Origin of the sequence: Gallintestinimicrobium propionicum (assembly GCF_025567525.1) — a bacterium.
GTDB classification, from domain to species: Bacteria; Bacillota; Clostridia; order Lachnospirales; family Lachnospiraceae; genus Gallintestinimicrobium; species Gallintestinimicrobium propionicum.
The window spans coordinates 98767-118914 of the sequence record NZ_JAOQJY010000006.1; the positions used below are offsets into that span (position 1 = coordinate 98767).

Genomic DNA, 20148 nt, shown 5'->3' on the forward strand with positions numbered 1-20148 from the left:
GCTCTGCTGCCTCCGCAAAATTTACTTTGCCTCGTCCATCGCGTTCTGTGGCGGAAGCTTTCTTTCTGCCTCATTCTGGAAGCTGCTCAGTGCTTTTTGTGCCTGCAAAATTGCAACATTGGTACCAGCACCTGCAATACAGCCGCCGGGACACGCCATTCCTTCAATCAGGCAGCCGTTTTTCTTACCCAGCTTTGCAAGCATCAGGATCTTTTTACAGTCTGCGAGACTTTCGACATGCTCAATATGAACGGTTGTATCCGGATAATACTCCTGTACACACTTCTCGATAGCACTTGCCACACCACCTGACGCAGCATACCCACGACCTGCTGAGGTCGCATCCATAATCGGTGTTTCTTCCTCTACCTTTGTAATATCAATTCCCTTTGCTTCAAACATACCGGTAAGCTCTTCAAAGGTAATGACAAAATCCACATCGGAACGAACGGATCTTCTGGAAGCCTCCAGTTTTTTTGCTACGCAGGGACCGATAAACACAACAGATGCATCGGGATGCTCTTTTTTGATGACACGTGCAGTCGCTACCATAGGTGTCAGGGCGTTGGAGATTTTATCGATGGTCTCCGGGAAGAATTTCTTTGCCAGCATTGACCAGGAGGGACAGCAGGACGTCAGCAGAAACGGCAGTTCGCCGGTTGCCACTTCTTTCACATAATGCTCCGCTTCTATTGCCGCTCCGATATCGGCTCCGATGGCGGTTTCATAAACATCTGCAAAGCCAAGCTGCTTTAACGCGGTCTTGATCTTCCCAGGCGTCGCTGCAGGACCAAACTGACCGACAAACGCAGGCGCTACCTGTGCAATGATCTCTCTGCCGGACTCAAGGGCATGGATCAGCTGAAAAATCTGGGATTTATCTGCAATTGCGCCAAAGGGACAGCTTACCATACACTGGCCACAGGTGACACACTTCTCGCTGTCGATAACCGCCCTGCCGGCCCCATCGCTGCCGATCGCACCCACACCGCAGGCTGCGCTGCAGGGTCTCTGCTGATGGGAAACTGCATCGTAGGGACACACTGATTTACATTTACCGCAGCGAATACATTTGCTCTGATCAATGACCGACTTGCCATTTACGGTGCTGATCGCCCCTCTCGGGCATACAACCTGACACGGATGTGCTACACACCCCATACAACGGTCTGTTACACAATATTCATTTTCAGGGCAGGCATTACATGCCGAGGGAATCACCTGGATCATCGGAGGCTCGTAATATTTTTCGTCAATATTGCTCTCCTCCAGCCCCTGTGTCACATGCACCGGTGCGTCTTCCGGGCGAAGCGACAGCCCCATCGCAAGCCGGATCTGCTCTCTTACTATTTCACGCTCCCGGTAAATGCTTTCCCGATAAATCGGAGTTTCAGGATTCACAATTTTATAGGGTAACGCTTCTACATCATCATTCAGATTGTCAGAATGATATGCAAGCTGCGCGATCTCTTTAAAAATCTCTCTCCGCATTTTTCTGACAGGTGTATCAATTCCTCTCATGACTACCTCCATTGGCACCTTTCCTTTTTACCGTATTTTATTTTTGCACAAACCCTCGGTAAAATCAAGCCCCTTTCGCTTCCCGCACCGCTTCTGTTACCTCCAGCGTAATCTGATCTCCGCCCGCTTCCATCCATTCTTCCACAAATCTGTCAAATTCATCCAGCTCCTTCACTCCTGTGATGATTTCCAGATATAGCTTCTTTTCCATTTCCTGAAGCTTCGACCATTTCGTCTTCATGGTTTCCGTCTCCCCGGAAAAGACAGTACTGCACACCTCCAGATCCTTATTATCCAGCAGAGCACAGGCACGGATCCTGGATTCATAAGCCGCCCAGGTTTCCGCGTCTGCAGACTGGGAATTTTCCAGATAATCTTTGCATTTTTCATAATAGGCATATTCGAGAACCTGCAGCTCATCCGGATCCTTTTTCCCGGTCAGTGCACCGTTAATATCCTCATAGCAGCGATGCAGCGCATCGCTGTAATCAATATTGATGGAGATCGGCCGCGCCGTGGAATCCACATTGGTCTGAAAATAATAAGCAAGTTCTTCGTTGTATCGTCCTTCTGTACGCATTTTATCGAACATCACGCTTGCCATTTTAAATACGATCTCCGGATGCTCAAAGTCTTTTCGCACCACAACGTATTTGTAGCTCGGATTCTGATCATAATACTGCAGCTTTCCATCCTCTGTCGTCCGGATCAGATAGGGCTCCCATACCGCATCCGGGTTTTTCTCCATCGCTTCCATCAGCGGATTGTTCGGCGCCCACCAGGGACCGAAAAACGAACCGCACTTTCCGTCTACGATCAGTTCCGCAATATTTGCCATCGTACGGAGCATAAAGCTATCATCCAGCAGCTTCTCTTCATACAATTTTCTCACTTCGGCAAGTGCCTCTTTTACCTGCGGCTGCACCGAGCCGTAAACCACTGTGCCGTCCTCCTGCAAAATCCACTGCTTTGGAAATGCACTATAGGATGCAAAAAGTGTATTCAGCTGAAATTCATAACGATATCCTGTTTCTCCGGTCAGATCGGAATGGCACACCAGGCCAATGGTGTTGCCTTCTCCGTTATTTCCGGGATCCTGTTCCACAAATGCCCGTACGATCTCCACAGCCTCCTCCATCGTATCCGGTGCTTCAAGTCCCAGCTCGTCCATCCAGTCCCTGCGCAGCCACAGCAGATTCGGACCGTCTACAAAACTCGGCTCCGGAAGCGCCATCAGCCTTCCGTCGATCATCGCTGAATCCAGCGCAGACACCTCGTAGCTGTCATACATTGCCTTTATCCCGTCGCTGGCGCAGTTTTCCAATGCCTCGCTCAGATCAGCAATCATTCCCCCCTCGGCAAGCCGGATCAGAGTCTCCCGATCTTCTATGACCATGACATCCGGAAGCTCTCCCGATGCGATCGCCATATCAACGTTTACCGTATACTGATCCTCCATTGCCTCGAATACATCCTTGTTCTGGATATTTAAGCACTCCCGGAGATATCTCGTATAAACGTTATCTTCATAGGTGTCCCGTTCCGGCATATTGGAACGATTGCCGCCGGTCATCTTTCCGAGGGTATAGGTGATCAGCTCCGGATATTTTCCGTAAGGCGTGTTTTTTGCCTCCTCCCATGCCTGCAACTCTTTCTCCGAGGATTCTCCTGGCCGTGCCATCTCAGTGCCTACGATCTGTCTGCTGCCGCATCCAAAAAGTGCTGTACAGGCTGTCCCTGCCGCCAAAATAGCAGCCAGCCAGCGTTTTCGTCTCATTCTTTAATCCACCCCGCTTTGTTTCAGGATCACAATTCCATAGGCGGGCAATTCCAGCTTGTTATTCTCCAGCTTTTCCTGCTGGTCTCCAACGTTTAAACTGCCCTTTAGAGTATAATTATAACCTTCCGGAAGGGCTTGCTGCAAGTCTATTTCCACAGATTCCGTTGCATTATTACATAAAATTACACTTACCTTTCCTTCCCATTCTGTCAAAAGCACACCGATATCTTCCGGAAGCTCTCCGTCCGGAACACTTATACTTCCCCTCGCGATTTCCGGATTGCTTCTGCGCAACTCGATGGCGTTCTTATAATACTGTAAAATGGACCCCGAATCCTTTTCCTGCTCCTCCGCAGACGGAAACTTCTGCTCCACTGCATCTGCTGTCTGAGGCGCATCCGGTGTCTTAGACAAATCCTGTGCAGACCAGTACATTGGAAGGCGCTTGTTTTCATCCTTTGTTCCGGAGCTCTTCATCCCCAGCTCTTCTCCGTAATAAACAAAGGGACTGCCCGGCATCATCATCATCAACCCTGCAGCAAATTTCATCTGCTCTTCGTTGTTGACGCACTGGGCGCTGATCCTGGTGGTATCGTGATTGCTGATAAACGGTGCATCAATATAATCCGGATTTGCCAGTCTGTCTGCAGTCTGCTGCTTTACCATCCAGGAGAAAAACTGCTGGGGCGTCACTCTTGCCTTGGCAGTCTTTATGATCGCGCCATCCTGCTGTGACGCCGGGAAATTAAATAAGCTGTCGATCCCGCTTTTGTAATATTCCTGCAGCACTCCCTGTCCTTCCCAGACCTCGGCTACCAGATATGCCTCCGGCTTTACACTTTTCACGTAGGTTTCAAACCAGTTTAAAACCTCTATATTCTTTTCTGCGTATCCTGTAAAATATTCCTTCGCCGCATCCAGTCTGAAGCCGTCTGCACCCTTCTCCAGCCAGAAGGAGGCAACCTGCTCCAGCTCTTCTCTGACCGCTTCACTATTCAGATTCAGATCCGGCATACCATCCCAGAAAACCCCCTCATAGTACCAGTCCGAGCTGCCTATCTGATACCAGTTTGGAGTTTGTGCCTGATCCTTTGCAAAATTATAATAGTTCACATACTTGCACTCGTTTTCGTCCGGTTCCTTTTCTCCAAGCTGCTCCAAATAATCACAGGCCTCCAAAAACCACGGATGGCTGCTGGAGGTATGATTGAACACCAGATCCATAATCAACCGGATATTGCGTTTGTGACATTCCTTAAGCAGTGTCTCAAAATCCTCCATCGTTCCAAAGGACGGATCGATCCCGTAATAATCTGTGGCATCATATTTGTGATAGGTCGGTGACGGCATGATCGGTGTAAGCCAGATCCCGGTAAAACCCATATCTTCGATGTAATCCAGCTTTTCTGTGATTCCGCTTAGATCGCCGCATTTGTCTCCGTCACTGTCGCAAAACGAACCGACAAAAATTTCATAATAGCAGCGGTATGCATCGTCCGGCTCCCTGACAGTCTCCGTCGTTTTCCCGCATCCTGAGAGCAGCTGACAAAGAAGCACTACGCATAGTATTAAACTCAGTCTCTTTTTCATCCCTATATCCGCCTTTCTGCAGATCTTTGTTTTCAGTAGCAAAACAGGCGAAAACGATATTCGTTTTCGCCTGCTGTAAAACTATTTTCGGCTGTCTGCTGTCAGTCCTTACAAACTGCCATCAGCCCTTAACTGCTCCGGACATACCTTCTGCATAGTATTTCTGCAAATTCAGGAACAGAATAGCGATCGGAATGGAAACGCAAACTGCGCCAGCTGCGAAGCAGGCATACCAATTTACGATATTTTCCTTGGTCAGCATCGTGTACAGACCGATCGCAACCGTATAATATCTCGGATCCGCACCTGCAATTACCTTTGCGAAGATGAAATCCAGCCAGGGAGCCATGAAGGAAGTCATGATCGTGCTTACAATGATCGGTTTCGACAACGGCATAATGATCTTGGAAAAGACATCCCATTTCGTTGCGCCGTCCACGATTGCAGCTTCATCCAGTGCCTTCGGAATCGTATCAAAGAAGCCCTTGGATACGTAAAAGCCCAACCCCGCACCGCCGGAATATACCATAATCAACGCCAGGAAGATCATGGGACCCTTGGTCAGTCCAAAGCCCTTTAAGATATAATAAACGGCGATCATGGACATAAAGCCGGGGAACATACCAAGAATCATGGCAACATTCATATAAGGCTTACGGATCTTAAACCGGAGTCTGGACAGACAATAGGAAATCGCCAAAACAAAGAATGTTGTCAGGATACAGGAACAAATTGCTACAAACAGCGTATTCAAAAACCACTTCGGGAAATTGAACAGTGCAGTATCTGTAAACAGCTTCACATAGTTTGCCATCGTAAACTTTTTAGGCCAGAACGATGTGATATACTGTCCTTTCTGTTCTCTGAAGGATAACAGGACTACCCAGAAAATCGGGAATACCCAGATCACGGAAAGGATCGTCAGAAACAAATGCACAAGCACATTGGTGACTTTCTTTTTAATGCCTGCTGAATTCTGTCTGGTGTTTTTCATGAGAATCCCTCCTCGTTTTTATAGGATCCGGTCCGTCTGTACGTTATCAGAGACAACGTCGCCATCAGGACAAAGGTCAGGATACCGATTACGGCACCCAGGTTATAGTCCTTATTATCAATTGTCAGCTTGTACAGCCAGGTAACGAGCAGATCCGTCTTACCCGCAGTACCGCGGTAATAGGTATCGCAGGCCGGCGCGCCGTTTGTCAACAGGTAAATAACGTTGAAGTTATTGATATTCCCTGTAAAGGTTGTAATCAGATTCGGCGTCATGACAAACATCATGTACGGCATGGTGATCTTAAAGAAGGTAACAAACGCATTTGCGCCGTCCACCCTTGCCGCTTCGTACAGCTCTGCAGGAATATTCTTCAAAATACCGGTTACTGCAAGCAGCGTATAAGGAATGCCGACCCAGAGGTTGATGACAATAACTGTCACTCTCGCCCAGGTCACATTGGTCAAGAACGGCAGCGGTCCTACACCGAACAGTTCCTTTAACAGCAGATTGATTACACCGTGCTCCTGGATCATGGTATTGACTACCAGCAGGGATACAAACTGAGGCACAGCGATGGTCAGTACGAAGATAAAACGCCAGAAGGCTTTGAACTTCGTCCCATCCCGGTTGATGATGATCGCCAGGATAATACCAAAGATATAGTTTAAGAAGGTTGCAAAAATAGCCCAGATGATCGTCCAGCCAAGCACCCTCCAGAAGGTCTCTCCAAGTGCTCCGCCTGCATTTAATACTCTGGCAAAGTTCTGGAAGCCTACCCAGTCAAACAACTTACCTGGCGGCAAATGATCACGGTCATAATTGGTAAATGCCATCAGGATCATGAATACCAGAGGCATTACCGTAAACAATATAATTCCCAGGAACGGGAAAAGCAGGAAGAGCTGATACATCCTGTTATCTTTCAAGTCTTTTAAAATCTGGCCGAAGGTAATCGGCTTCTTTCCTGCTTCCTGTGCTTTCTGCGCAATATAGGAGGAGCGAATTGCAGCTCGCCACAGCAGGATAAATCCAATTGTCACAAAGAACGTAACAACACCATAGAGCAGGCAGAGCTGGGAGTTATCTCCTGTCGCATACTCATAAACCTGTGTCGCTTCATTGAAAACCTTTTTCTGCGTTTCGGTACCCAGCGTAACGAAATTCTGCAGAGCCTTTGCCCCGTAGAAAACCATATAGAGAATATATGCAAGTTCTCCTGTCAGGAACAAAAGTCCCTGTATGATCTGTTTTCTCGCAAGATTGCCCGCGCCCATGATCAGACAGGTCAGTTTTGTAAAAATATCACCTTTTCGAATCGCTTCGGATACCGGTATCACATCCGGAAATTCAGAAGCTTTTTTCTTTTTTCCAAAAGCTGCCATCGTATTCTTCCTTTCCCTCATACAGTTTCAGGCAGACACTGTGTCATCCCCAAATGTCCGTTTCTGAAAGAAAGGCTTCACCGGAAGATCGGGTGAAGCCTTAAAATCAAGCCGGAATCTTACTCCAGAGAGCCGCCTGCATTTACGTTTGCAATGAAGTTGGTCAGCTTATCCTGTGCATTGTCGTGGTTAACCTCACCAGCTACGATTGCTTTGCCGAATGCTTCTGCGTTGCTCCACCAGCCGTTCATCTCAGAAACCAGAGGCTGAGCAACAGAAGTGTTGTTTACAGTGTCGGTAATAGCGTTTAACATTACATCGTCGATACCGGTGGAATCCAGCGGAACTACACCACGAACTTCATAACGGATCTTCTGGCAGTCAGCGTTGCCAAGATATACAGCCAGTGCAACTGCAACGTCCATGTTCTCGCAGGTAGGATTTACACCAATTGCCTTGGAACCTGCATAGGACTTCATTGTGCCTTCATAATCGCCAGCCTTGAAGGAAGGAAGCTGTGCACATGCGAAGTTGTCGCCCAGAGCAGTTTCAATTGCTTCACGATCCCAGGAGCCGCTAAAGAATGCACCCAGCTTACCTTCGGTGAACAGGTTGATTGCCTTACCTGCTTCTTCGTTTGCCTGGTTTGTGAATTTCGGATTTGCAGCAAGGTCAATGAGGTAATTGGTTACTGCAAGACCCTTTTCATCATCGAAATCACAGGGAACAGAGCCGTCTGTACCGTCAGGACCAAACATTGTGCCGCCAACGCCATAGAAGAAGGAAGGAATATACCAAGAGTTGCTCAGCTGGAAGCATACATTGGTCACATCATCTCCCAGATCCTTTGCCAACATAACATCCAGATCCTTAACTTCGTCTTCTGTAAATTTGCTGCTGTCATAGTACATGAACCAGCCGTTGTATGCATAAGGAACACCGTATACACCGCCCTCATAAGTAACAGTGTTTATCATAGATTCGGAGTTGGTCGCCTTAACCTCTTCCAGGTTTTTGCCGCCCAGCTCTGCGATGGCACCAGCCTCTACCAGAATCGGCAGCTGGTCGTTTGCAAACATGTAAACATCTGCTGCTGCATCAACGTCCTTGGTTACTTCGTCTTTTGCAACGTCTTCACCGCATACGCCATATTCATATGTAATGTTCCATTCCGGATGTGCTTCATTAAAAGCATCACACATTGCAGCCAGCATACCCTTGTCATAAGTATCTGTCGGGTTCTGGTCTTCCTGAGGTGCCCAAACCTTCAGGGTAACATCCTTTGTCTCAACAGGAGCTTCTTCTGCTGCATCTGCAGTGTCTGCAGTATCTGCTGCTGTGCTCTCTGCGGGAGCTGCTGTCTGGCTGTCTGTTGTAGCTGCTTTAGATCCGCAACCTGCAAGAGCTGTTGCAGACATTGCTACGCAAAGCGCCAGTGCTGTCACTTTTTTGAATTTCATAGCTTTTTCCTCCTATACACCACACCTTTTCGGTGTTTCGTGTTCATTTGATAACATCATTATAAAGTGCAAAAGAGCAACCGTCTATATCAAAGTTTTAAGAATAATATCATTTTTTTAAGAAATTTGTGATTTTTGTATATTCGTAAGCCGTCTTGCAGGGAAGTGAATTGTCATTTTTGTACCTTTGCCGACAACACTTTCTACCTTCATCGCATATTTTTCCCCATAACAGAGGCGGATTCGTTCATCAACATTACGAACTCCATAGCCCTTGGATTCCATTGTCAGGATTTTATCCGCAACCTCCTGCTCCATCCCGACACCGTTATCCTCTACCATAAACCATACACAATTGTCTTCTTTCCATCCCCGGACAGTAATTTTACCTCGTCCGTCTGTTTTTTCTTCGATTCCGTGATGGATCGCATTCTCAACAAGGGGCTGCAGGATCAGATTCAGAGACTCGCACTGCAGGATTTCCGTCTGTGCTTCGATTTCATAATCAAAATCCCCGTCATGCAGCATGCTTTGAATTTCCAGATAGGCACGGGTATTACTCAGCTCAGTCTCTACCTGTAGCACATTCCGCCCGCGGTTTAAGGCAGTGCGGTAAAAGGTAGACAGGGCCAGTGTCATCCTGCTGATATCCTCTTCTCCTGCCGCCAGTGCCTTCCAGTTGATCAAAGACAGCGTATTATACAGAAAATGCGGATTGATCTGTGCCTGCAGTGCCTTCAGCTCCGCCTCCTTCTGGGTGATCTTGCTGAGATAAACTTCATTGATCAGTGTCCGTATTCGCTTCATCATGCTGCCAAAGCCACGGTAAAGCATCCCAATTTCATCCCGATCATCGCTCTCCATCTGCATATCCATGCTGCCCTCCTGCACCTCCTGCATGAAGTGCGTCAGCCGTTCAATCCTGCTGCTCACCATGCCGGAGGTGATAAAATAAGCAAGCACTGCTGCGAAGATACAGATCAGGATCGTCACTCCCGCCATCACTCCGATCGGCCGCATCGCTTCTCCTGCAAGTCCAACCGGTTGATACAGCCACACCGTCCATCCTGTTGTATTTGACTGCTCACAGAGAATGATATAATCTGTACTGCCCCTATCCCGCTGCTCCAGAAATTCGGAATACGTCAGATCATAGTTCTGATTCTTTCCGGAAAATCTGCTTTCCTCAAAGACCAGCTTACCATCCTGATCTGTAATATAAAGCCCGCATTCTGAGATCAGCGTTTCTGCATACGGCGTAAAAAGCTTCTGATAATCCACATCCATATACAGGATGTTCACGCCCTCTCTGGCACCGGAAAAGGCAAGCTTCCGGGCGGAAAACAGTGTCTCTTCCTGATAATTTGCAAACCAGTTAAGACCCGGGTGCTCCAATGTCTTCTGATACCAATCCGTCTCCTCAATCTCTGACACCGGCGCAACCGTCGTGTCATGCTTGACCATTCCATTATCCGTATAGATCGTGATCTGCTGCATCCCGCCATGAAAATAGCTCGCTGTCCGCAGGATCGGATCCACCTTCTGTGTCAGCTGCTCATACTGCTCGTAGGGTGTCCCATATTCCATGGAAAATACCTCTGCCAGCGTCCGGTCAAAGGCAATATAATCCGACAGGCTGTTATAGCCGTCCAGAGTTCGGTCCATCGACGACACCGACTGCTGCAGATAGGACTGCAGGTTCATTTTTCCCTTATCGTCAATAATACTTCGCATCTGCAGAAAGCTCAGCCAAAACAAAAGCATCACCGGCAAAAAGCAAAACAGGGAATAAAAGATCGCCAGCTTATACCGCAGCTTGATTCCGTTAAACCAATGCAACAGCTTCTTCATCTTGTTCTGCATTCTCTCCTTGATCGCGATATTTCTGCGGCGTCATCCCATAATACTCCCGAAAGCTCTGACAAAAATAGGAAACATTCGGATATCCTACCTTTTCGCTGATGCTCACGATTTTGTCCTTCGTGCCCTCCAGCATCTCGCGTGCTTTTTCCATTCGGCAGATCTTGATAAATTTGCTTAAATTCTGGCCGGTTTCCTTTTTAAAAATCGTACTCAGATAACTGGGAGCCAAAAAAACGCGCTCTGCCAACATTTCGATGCTTATCTCTTCCCCGTAATGCGTATTGATATAGCGCTTGACCTCTTCTACCTCCCGATGAATATTGCCACTGTCCGTCTGGGTCTCCTGCTCCAGAAGCTGAATGTTTTTTTCTATGATCCGCCGGATCTCATCGATATCCGCTGTCCGGTAAAGCATTTCCATTTCTTCATTTAAGTCCCTGTCGTTTTTACCCGGAATCGCTTCATATAAAACCTTCAACAGGCTGGAAAAGACGAATTTCACATAAATCTGGGAAAATCCGACGTTCTGTCGGTAATTGTGGAACAGTCTGTCCACATGCTCGGAAAGGCTTAACATATCCTTCGTTCGAACATCCTGCTGGATCTGCTTGATCAGTGTGTTGTCGTCCAGCTGCACGTCGTCCGCGCATTCCACATCGTATTCCGCCATGAAAATATGGCTGTCCAGACCGTAAAAACGGTTTTCCATCAAAAGCTCCGTCTCCCTGCAGCGCTCCGCCAGCTGACTTCTGTTCTTGAGGCCGGAGGAAACCGCAACGTAACATTTTGCGTCCTTGCCGCTCAGCTCCTCCAAAATTCCAAGCACCCGGCGCGCCGTCTCCTTCCAGTCGTCGCTTTCCGATTTAAATAAAAGGATTCCCTGCTGAGGGCTCACATTCAGATAGTCTGCATTTAAGCCGGCAAGCTTAAGTCCCCCCAGAAGCTGACTGCTCTTATTTTCAAAGAAATCCCCGCTAACCTCCAGAAGCATCAGACGTTTGTAGCTGTTCAGAAAATCCATCGGATAAATTCCGGCTGCGCGTTTTTCAAGCTCTGCCGCGTCCGTCCCGTTAAAAATCGCATTCAGAATATATTCCTTAAACAGGCTGCCTTCTGTCTGCCTGCGGCTCTTTTCCTGTTTGCTCTCTTCCAATACACGTATAATCTTTTTTATCGCGTTCTGAAATTCTGTCGGATTTACCGGCTTCAAAATATATTCCTCTACTCCAAAGCGCATCGCCCTGCGCGCATATTCAAATTCTCCGTAGCCGGAAAAAACCATGGCTTTCATATCCGGATAAAGCCGCGCTGCCTGCTCCACCAGCTCCAGTCCATCCACAAACGGCATACGGATATCCGTCACCAGAATATCGGCGCGGTTACAGGAAAGCCATTCCAGCGCTTCTTTTCCGTTTACGGCCTCTGTAATTTCAAATTTCTGATCCATTTTACCAAGCAGAAGCCGAAGTCCCGTCCGCTCGATTTTTTCATCATCTACTATTAAAATACGATACACGATCCCACTCTCCCCTGCGCAGTTTATGCGCATTTCTGATACATATATCCTTATTGTAACACTATTTTGACAATTTTTACAACTACAAAAAGAAATCCTGTACGATTCGCCCAATTCGACGCACCTGTACAGGAATCTTTTTTCCTCATATTGCTTTGTATTCTGTGTTTAGCGTACCGCTTTCCGGTAGCCCGCTGCCTGTGCCTGCTCCTCGCTGTCGAAAATTACGAGGTTCGGGGAATCCTTCATCTCCTCATACGCCGCCTGTCCGGGACAATGGTAAATTTTCGAGCGCCTGTTCCCATAAATTTTCTGCGCCGAAGGATCTGTGGTCTCTTCCTGCGCAATCCTGCTGCTCGTACCGTCCGCGTAACAGATGGAAATTCCGGGCTGTACATTGTATACAAACACGTTGAAGCATACGCCTTCCCCGTTATCCTCTACCGACCAGCCCTCCATTTTGACGCCGCGCGCAACCAGCTCATCCTGATAAAACACCGGCGTTACCCGGTACAGGACATGTCCCTTTGTTTCATTTACATAATCCGCCACCATATTTTCAAACGGCAGCATCCCGGTGACATTCAAATAACGTGTCCCGGTAATCAGATTTTTCTCGTTTGCATTTTCCGCCGTCAGCTGGTAACCGATCAGATGACAACGATTATACAGAAATTTTCCATCGATTCCGTCATATTCCGACTTCTGCCAGCCGGTCGGCTTCACCTGGCTGATGCTCTCCCGCTCTTTGGTCGGCATCAAATCCTGCCCGACGTTTGCATAAGCGGTCGTACATCTGCCAAGGCTGTCCAGCTCGCCGTAGGTTTCAAACGATTTCGTCGAGTAGTCCTTTTTCGTAAAAAGCGGAACGTTGTTGTTTAATTCGATCCAGGCCTTTCCCTGATAGACGGGGATTTCAGTGCCCCAGAAGCCGTCCTCTGGCGTTTCTGCAGCGGATGTGCCGCCGCATTTCTTATCTGACGCTACATCACCGTCATCTCCTGCCTCGTCCCGCGCCCCATCGATTCCTTCCTCCATCCATGCCTTCGCCTGATCCAGCAGCACGTCCCCAGTCTCTTTCAGAACGCTGTAGCCGGTCATCAGCACGGATATCGCCAGCAACACTGTTATGAGCCATTTTCGAAAACCGCTGGAATGCCGTTTGCTCCATTTTTCTTTTTTCATAATCTCTCTTCCTGCTCTTGCCTGAAATTTTCTGTCCTGTCCGCAGGTTCCTCTGTTTCGCAGAAAAATTTCGCCCTGTCTTTTTTCCGATAACGTTCCAGATCGATCTCCTCATGTGAATAGCCTGCAAAGGTTTCGATCAGCTCCTTCTCCCAGTCATCCGCCGGAAATTTCAAAAAAACGTCCGCCGGATAAACGCGTTTCCATCGGAAAACGATCCATTCATCGATCATTTCGTTTTCCAAATTAACTGCTTCTTCGATCAGGCAAAAGGCCGCTTCGCCCGGCTGCTGCCAAGGCTCCTTCTGTGCAGCTTCCTCCCGTTCCAGTTCCTCCTGCGCAGACTCCACCTGTTCCGCATCTTTCCTTGCAGGCTCTGCCAGCTTTCCCACAAGATCCTCTGCCACGCAAACTGGCGCATCCTCCGGGAAAATACGCCTGCTGTAAGCGCTCATCCAAAGGGGCTTTCCTTCCGTCATCAAAAGGATTTTCTCTGTCACCACGCGGTCACGGCTCTGTCTTCTGCCGTTAAACAGCAGACCGTCCTCCTGATCCAGACATACAATTCCTGTCATCCTTCTTCCTCCCTTTTGTCTCTCCACCTGCAATCCCTCTGTCTTACCCTGCCCTTTTCATTCTCAGGCAGAAAATCTCCTGTATTTTTCCAATCCATACTGATTTCTTACAAATGCCCCTTCGGGCAGAAAGCGTTTTTGCCATTTTGAAAAAGAATGTGCCGTGGCACATTCTCGCGCCGAGGCGCGGTTGCTTCGGCACCCATCTACCCTTGCGCCGAGTGCGCATCCTCGCGGAGCGTTTTTGTGTCATAGGACGAAGTTTCCTATGACAGAACAAAAACACTGCCCAGGAAAACTCCTGCGCAGTGCTTTTGCCGGCAAGCAAAACGATAAGCCGGGTTATGTCGTGAATGGTCATCTATCTAGTCCTGCCGTCGCCGGCAGGCTCAAGCGACCTACCTGAAAGCAGATCGGGCAAATCTGTTGCTTTCTATTCGGTCTTGCTTCGGATGGGGTTTACATATGCCCCGTCCGTTACCGGACGGGCGGTAGTCTCTTACACTGCCCTTCCACCCTTACCAGGCAAAGCCTGGCGGTTCATTTCTGTTGCACTATCCTTGGAGTCACCTCCACCGGACGTTATCCGGCATCCTGCCCTGTGAAGCCCGGACTTTCCTCACCTGTCCCCTTTCGGGTGCCTTACGGCTGACAGCCGCGACCATTTATCTTACTTGCCATGTGCCATTTTAACAGCATTTTCCCTGCTTGGCAAGGAGAAATTCTGTCTGTAGCTTCAATGTCAGCCACAGCTTTCATGCGTTTCCGCACGCTTGTCCCATTTTCAGACGCGGAAGCAGCTGCCTCCGACAAACTCCCGCACAATCGAATTTTTCGGCAAATTCTCGCTGCTGACGCCCAGGAAATAGTCCAGGAACTTGAGCAGCCGCTTTGCCTCAAAATATTCCGGATCGCCCTTCTGAATACCGTAAAGCAGCGGTTCCGCATAGGTTTTTAAGACGCAGAGCTCGTAAATTAACGCAGAATTAAACGTCGCATCCGCACTTTCCTGGAAGGGAAAAATATTCTCTTCCTCACCGCGCCGCACAGACGGCCACTGGGCAATTGTCTGTCCTGCGCTCGTTCCTCTCGTCCGGGCATCCCGCACCAGCCGACGCAGCAGTCTTCCGTCTGCCGTGGAAATCCGATTATGTTCATCCACATTCAGGCTCGTCAGCGCGCTGATGTAAATTTTGTATTTACTCTCGTTTGGCAGCGCATAAGACATCTTATCGTTTAAGCCGTGAATGCCCTCGATCACCAAAATATCGTCTGCCCCGAGCTGTAAAAAGTTTCCTTTATATTCCCGTTTGCCGGTCTTGAAATTAAACGTCGGCAGCTCGATACGCTTTCCTTCCAGCAGCTCGCACATATCCCTGTTGAACCGCTCTGTATCGATCGCATCCAGGCTCTCGAAGTTGTAATTGCCGTCCGCGTCCCGCGGCGTTTTTTCTCTGTTGACAAAATAATTGTCCACCTCGATCGGATGCGGCGTCAGTCCAAACGTCTTTAGCTGAATGGAAAGTCGATGAGAAAATGTCGTTTTCCCGGAAGAAGAAGGTCCCGCAATCATGACGAATTTGACACCTTTGCGTCCTGCGATGTCCTCTGCAATCCGTCCAATTCGGCTCTCCTGCATCGCCTCCTGCACCAGAATCAGCTCTGCCAGATCGCCGCCGCAGATCTTGTCATTCAGATCTCCAACCGTCGTAATGCCGAGCTTCTCGCCCCAGCGCGTCGAATCCTCCAGCGCTTTAAAAAGCTTTTTCCGCTCTTCAAAAACAGGCAGCTGCTCCGGATCGCGCCGTTCCGGAAGCAGAAGCATCAATCCGTCCTGGTAAGGAAACAGGTCAAAACAGTCGATATAGCCCGTATCCGGCACCATGTAGCCATAATTATAATCATAATAACCGTCCAGCTCATACACATTGATACAAGAAGCTCTCCGGTAGCGGAACAGCTGCACCTTATCCGCCATTCCCTGTGATTCAAACAAGGCGATCGCATCGTCCGTCGTTTTCGTCATTTTTACAAACGGAATTTTTTGCGCCGCCAGCTCTCTCATCCGCTCCCGCACCTGATCGATGAACGTACTGTCCACCTTCTGTCCATCCCGTGGAGAGCAATACAGCCCTCTTCCAATGGAAAATTCTACTTTCAGCTTTCCCTTCTGTAGGCTGCCTGCCACATCGGATGCCGCTTTCATCAAAAGCATGACTGCGCTGCGCACCCAGGTATCATGACCGATCCGGTCAGCCGTCGTCAAAAAGGAAATCTCCTCTCCCTCTTTCGCTGTCTGGAACAACTCCCGGATTTTGCCGTCTGCAATTGCAAGTACAATCTGATGCTTTTCTGTTTTCTGTGCCTGTCCGGCAAGTTCCTGATATGTCACCGTTTTTTCCTGCATCTGTACGATCTCCTTTCCGCTTTCGCCAACGGAAACTGCTCCCGGAGCGTGCGCTCTATTGCTTTTCCATTTTCAAAACTTCCAGCACTTTTTCAGAAAGCTGTATGCGCGCCTCCAGCTCAGTTCGGCGCTTTAAAATACGCTCTGCAGCGTCGTCGCCAGGCATCCGCTGATCGCTGCAGTCTGCCGCCCGATCACCATCCGGCTTCGGCAGCGCCAAAATCAGTGCCTCGTCTGTTTTGATTGTATGTTCCAAAAATGAAAATAGTACCTTGCTACGGCTGTCCATCAGCTGCCAGCCAAGCCAGTCTCCGGCAAACCGGCACGTCTCATCGGTCAGCCCCGACTGCAGAAGTTTTTCTGCCAGCCGATGTTTTTTGCGCTGCGCATTTTCCACTTCGACATCCCAGTCTGCGCCCGCCCGGACTGCCAGCATCATTGGGTAATACTTGCCCTCTTCCAGCACCATGTTTTCTTCGATGATAAAAAAACGAAGCTCTCTCAGCGCCTGCCGCACCAGCCAGATTTCTGACTGAGGGGAAAGGACGCACCAGGAAAGCTGCGCTGTTTTTTTCGGTACCGCCGTCAGAATCGAAACGATCAGCTTGCCGCCCATCCCGGCAGCGATGAAGCCGTCCGCGCCGCTGCCACAAACCGGCACCTCTTTCAATCCGTCCGACAGCACCGCCGTAATCTTATCTTTCAGGCCACAGGCTGCGATATGCTCTTTTGCGCGATCCAGCGGTCCTTTGCGGACGTCCGCCGCATAGACGTGCGGACAAATGCTGCGCTGCACCAGATCAATCGAAACAAATCCGTGGTCGCAGCCGATGTCCGCAGCGACATGGCCTTTCGGGACGAGTGCCGAAACCGCCTGCATTCTTTCCGATAATTCTATTTTCATCTTAGTCCAGATAATCCTTTAACTTGCGGCTGCGGCTGGGATGGCGCAGCTTTCTGAGCGCTTTTGCCTCAATCTGACGGATACGCTCTCTGGTAACGTTAAATTCCTTGCCAACCTCTTCCAGTGTTCTCGCACGACCATCGTCCAGACCAAACCGCAGGCGCAGAACCTTCTGCTCCCTCTCTGTCAGCGTGCCCAGAACCTCAACGAGCTGTTCCCGAAGCAGCGTAAAGGATGCCGCTTCCGCCGGTACCGGAACGTTGTCGTCCTGAATGAAGTCGCCCAGATGGCTGTCTTCCTCTTCGCCGATGGGAGTTTCCAGAGATACCGGCTCCTGAGAAATCTTTAAGATCTCTCTGACACGATCCACCGGCATGCCCATCTCCTCGGAAATTTCTTCCGGGGTAGGTTCACGACCTAACTCCTGAAGCAGCTGACGGCTCACGCGGATCAGCTTGTTGATGGTCTCTACCATATGGACAGGGATTCGGATCGTTCTCGCCTGATCCGCAATCGCTCTCGTAATCGCCTGACGAATCCACCAGGTCGCGTAGGTAGAAAACTTGTAGCCTTTGCGGTAATCAAATTTTTCAACCGCTTTGATCAGACCCAGGTTACCTTCCTGAATCAGATCCAGGAACAGCATACCACGGCCCACATAACGCTTTGCAATGCTGACAACCAGACGCAGGTTGGCCTCCGCCAGACGCTTTTTGGCTTCCTGATCGCCGTTTTCCATTCTTTTTGCAAGCTCGATTTCCTCTTCTGCGGACAGAAGCGGAACCTTACCGATTTCCTTTAAGTACATGCGCACCGGATCCTCTATGCTGATGCCGTCCGGAATACTTAAATCAAGGTTTTCCATGTCCACTTCGTCTTCATCCGACAAAAGCAGTTCTTCATCCGGGATATCATCATCATCGGTAATGCGCAGCACGTCGATACCGCTCTTTTCCAGCGCATCCAGAATCTCATCCATCTGTTCTTCTTCCAGATGTAAATCTGCGAAATGGTCGCTGATCTCCTGGTATTCCAGCACATTCTTTTTCTTTTTTGCCATAGCGAGAAGCGTTTTTATTTTCTCCTCATACTTTGCCCGTGTGTTTTCATCCATTGTCATGTCTGTCTACATCCTTCCTGTATCTGTATTACCTGTTGTTGCCTTATTCGAGGGAAATATGCGTTTTTGCAAGCTCTTCCAGCTGTTTTTTGCCCGCGATCACGCGGTTTAATGCAGCTACGTCCGTCCCGAGCTGCGCGCTGTCTCTTTCATAACTGTTTCGCTTGACCGCACAGACGATGTCGTGCAGCGCCTTTTCCTGTTCTGCGGTGCTTTCCAGACGCTCCAGCTTCGTATGGAATAAAGAAGCCGCCTCGCGCTGATCCTCTTCCTCCTCAAACATGCTGATAATGGAAGCCGGATTGATGTTGCCCTGCTCCAGCTCCTCAAACAGCCTGTCCGCCACCTTTTCATATAAGCCTTCCGTAAAATCCTTCGGAGAAATATATTTTGAAATCTGGCGATAAAGCTGCGGCTGTTCGACCAGCCAGGTCAATAATAATTTCTGGCTGTTTTTGATGCCCTCCGCCGCTGTGTTCTTTTTCTGAACACCGGATTTGGGGCGGATCACAGGCTGTGCAAGCCCGGTCTGGGCGGCATAGGTTCCCACCAGCCTGCGGAGGTTTTCAAAGCCGATGTGGTACTTCTGCGCCACCGCTTCGATGTAATTTTCCCGCTCCACCTCTTCCGAAAAAGTGCAGAGCTTTCTGGCGATTTCCCGATGAAATGCAGTTTTCTGTTCCGGGTCTGATAAATCATAATTTTTCTGCAGCTGGCGCAGCTCAAAGAAAAAGCTGTTCTCCGCATGATCCAGCCGTTTCTGGAACTCTTCTCCGCCCAGCGCCTTAATGAATTCATCCGGGTCCTTGTAAGGCTCCAGGTTGATGACCCGTCCGGTCATTCCCGCTTCCTTCAAAATTCCGATCGCCCGAAGTGCCGCGTTGACGCCTGCGCCATCGCTGTCATAGGACAGCAGGATTTCATTTGCGTAACGCCGAAGCAGACTCGCCTGCCCCGATGTAAACGCAGTTCCCAGTGACGCAACCGCCTGGGTAAAGCCCGCCTGGTGCATCGCGATAACGTCCATATATCCTTCACAGAGAATCACATTTCCTTTCCGGCTCGTCCGGGCAAAATTTAACCCGTACAGGTTCCGGCTCTTATCAAAAATCTCTGTTTCCGGTGAGTTTAAGTACTTGGGCTTCCCATCGCCCATCACACGTCCACCAAACCCGATGACGCGATGGTTGATATCCTGGATCGGAAACATGACGCGGTTCCAGAACTTGTCATACATACCATGTTTTTCATCCACGTTGCAAAGTCCTGCATCCCGGATCAGGTCTTCGGAATAGCCCTTTGATTTCAGATACTGAATCAGGTCGTTGCTGTATTTGTTCGCATAACCCAGCCCGAAATGATTCATCGTCTCGTCGCTTAATTCTCTTTTGCGCAGATATTCCATCCCGACACTGCCCCGTTCGGTGCGCAGCTGGTAATAGAAATATTTCGCCGCTTCCTTATTGATTTCCAAAAGCTTTGCGCGGCGGCTGTCCGCCTGCCTCGCTTCTTTGGAGTCGTCTGCCTCCGGCAGGGCGATTCCGGCACGCTGCGCCAGCGTCCTGACCGCTTCCGGGAACGTCTGGTTTTCGTACTCCATCAAAAAGGTGATCACATTGCCGCCCGCACCGCAGCCGAAGCAATAATACATCTGCTTTCCGGGGGATACGGAAAAGGAAGGCGACTTTTCGTTATGGAACGGACACAGCCCGAAATAGTTGCTTCCTTTTTTCTGCAGCCGCACATAACCGGAGATCACCTCTACTATATCGTTTCTGGTTCTGACCTCTTCGATCAGCTCTTCCGGATAATACATGCTTTTTGCTCCTTTGGTTCTGCTCTTTTGCA

14 protein-coding genes and 1 other RNA gene are annotated in these 20148 nt (G+C 49.3%); all 15 read right to left on the reverse strand.

Features of this window, described 5'->3' with window-relative positions; genetic code table 11:
- Positions 1-21 precede the first annotated feature (21 nt).
- The 15 genes from OCV62_RS06380 to dnaG all read right to left on the reverse strand — a co-directional run bounded on the left by OCV62_RS06380 (position 22) and on the right by dnaG (position 20116).
- Positions 22-1521: a 4Fe-4S dicluster domain-containing protein gene (locus OCV62_RS06380; protein ID WP_021916091.1), complete on the reverse strand. Its 1500-nt coding sequence runs from the start codon at positions 1519-1521 to the stop codon at positions 22-24.
- 64 nt (positions 1522-1585) lie between these two features.
- Positions 1586-3298, reverse strand: a complete 1713-nt coding sequence (locus OCV62_RS06385) for an extracellular solute-binding protein (protein WP_021916092.1) — start codon at positions 3296-3298, stop codon at positions 1586-1588.
- 3 nt (positions 3299-3301) lie between these two features.
- Positions 3302-4891, reverse strand: coding sequence for an alpha-amylase family glycosyl hydrolase (locus tag OCV62_RS06390; protein WP_262585644.1), 1590 nt, complete (start codon positions 4889-4891; stop codon positions 3302-3304).
- Between the two features lie 121 nt (positions 4892-5012).
- Positions 5013-5885 carry a sugar ABC transporter permease gene (locus tag OCV62_RS06395; RefSeq protein ID WP_021916094.1) on the reverse strand — a complete coding sequence of 291 codons (873 nt, stop codon included), beginning with the start codon at positions 5883-5885 and terminating at the stop codon, positions 5013-5015.
- Positions 5882-7270 (reverse strand): carbohydrate ABC transporter permease, encoded by a 1389-nt coding sequence (locus OCV62_RS06400; protein ID WP_021916095.1) that lies wholly within the window; start codon positions 7268-7270, stop codon positions 5882-5884. Before OCV62_RS06400 ends, OCV62_RS06395 begins: the two co-directional genes overlap by 4 nt.
- 119 nt (positions 7271-7389) lie before the next feature.
- On the reverse strand, positions 7390-8730 hold the full coding sequence (locus OCV62_RS06405; RefSeq protein WP_021916096.1) for an extracellular solute-binding protein: 1341 nt from the start codon (positions 8728-8730) through the stop codon (positions 7390-7392).
- Positions 8731-8847: 117 nt separating this feature from the next.
- Positions 8848-10581, reverse strand: a complete 1734-nt coding sequence (locus OCV62_RS06410; protein ID WP_021916097.1) for a cache domain-containing sensor histidine kinase — start codon at positions 10579-10581, stop codon at positions 8848-8850.
- Entirely contained in the window at positions 10556-12109 is a 1554-nt protein-coding gene (locus OCV62_RS06415) for a response regulator (protein ID WP_262585645.1), read from the reverse strand. Before OCV62_RS06415 ends, OCV62_RS06410 begins: the two co-directional genes overlap by 26 nt.
- Positions 12110-12277: 168 nt before the next feature.
- Positions 12278-13294: a DNA/RNA non-specific endonuclease gene (locus OCV62_RS06420; protein WP_262585646.1), complete on the reverse strand. Its 1017-nt coding sequence runs from the start codon at positions 13292-13294 to the stop codon at positions 12278-12280.
- Complete coding sequence (locus OCV62_RS06425; RefSeq protein ID WP_262585647.1) at positions 13291-13869, reverse strand: hypothetical protein; 579 nt, start codon at positions 13867-13869, stop codon at positions 13291-13293. Before OCV62_RS06425 ends, OCV62_RS06420 begins: the two co-directional genes overlap by 4 nt.
- 317 nt (positions 13870-14186) lie before the next feature.
- Positions 14187-14546, reverse strand: an RNA gene (gene rnpB, locus OCV62_RS06430) — RNase P RNA component class A.
- Positions 14547-14653: 107 nt separating this feature from the next.
- A complete protein-coding gene (locus OCV62_RS06435) occupies positions 14654-16276 on the reverse strand; it encodes a uridine kinase family protein (RefSeq protein ID WP_262585648.1) in 1623 nt (540 codons plus the stop codon).
- Positions 16277-16331: 55 nt separating this feature from the next.
- Positions 16332-17180, reverse strand: coding sequence for a class I SAM-dependent methyltransferase (locus tag OCV62_RS06440; RefSeq protein WP_262585649.1), 849 nt, complete (start codon positions 17178-17180; stop codon positions 16332-16334).
- A gap of 1 nt (position 17181) precedes the next feature.
- Positions 17182-18294, reverse strand: coding sequence for an RNA polymerase sigma factor RpoD (gene rpoD / locus OCV62_RS06445; RefSeq protein WP_117959666.1), 1113 nt, complete (start codon positions 18292-18294; stop codon positions 17182-17184).
- Positions 18295-18343: 49 nt separating this feature from the next.
- Entirely contained in the window at positions 18344-20116 is a 1773-nt protein-coding gene (gene dnaG, locus OCV62_RS06450; RefSeq protein ID WP_118496257.1) for a DNA primase, read from the reverse strand.
- Between the last annotated feature and the right edge of the window lie 32 nt (positions 20117-20148).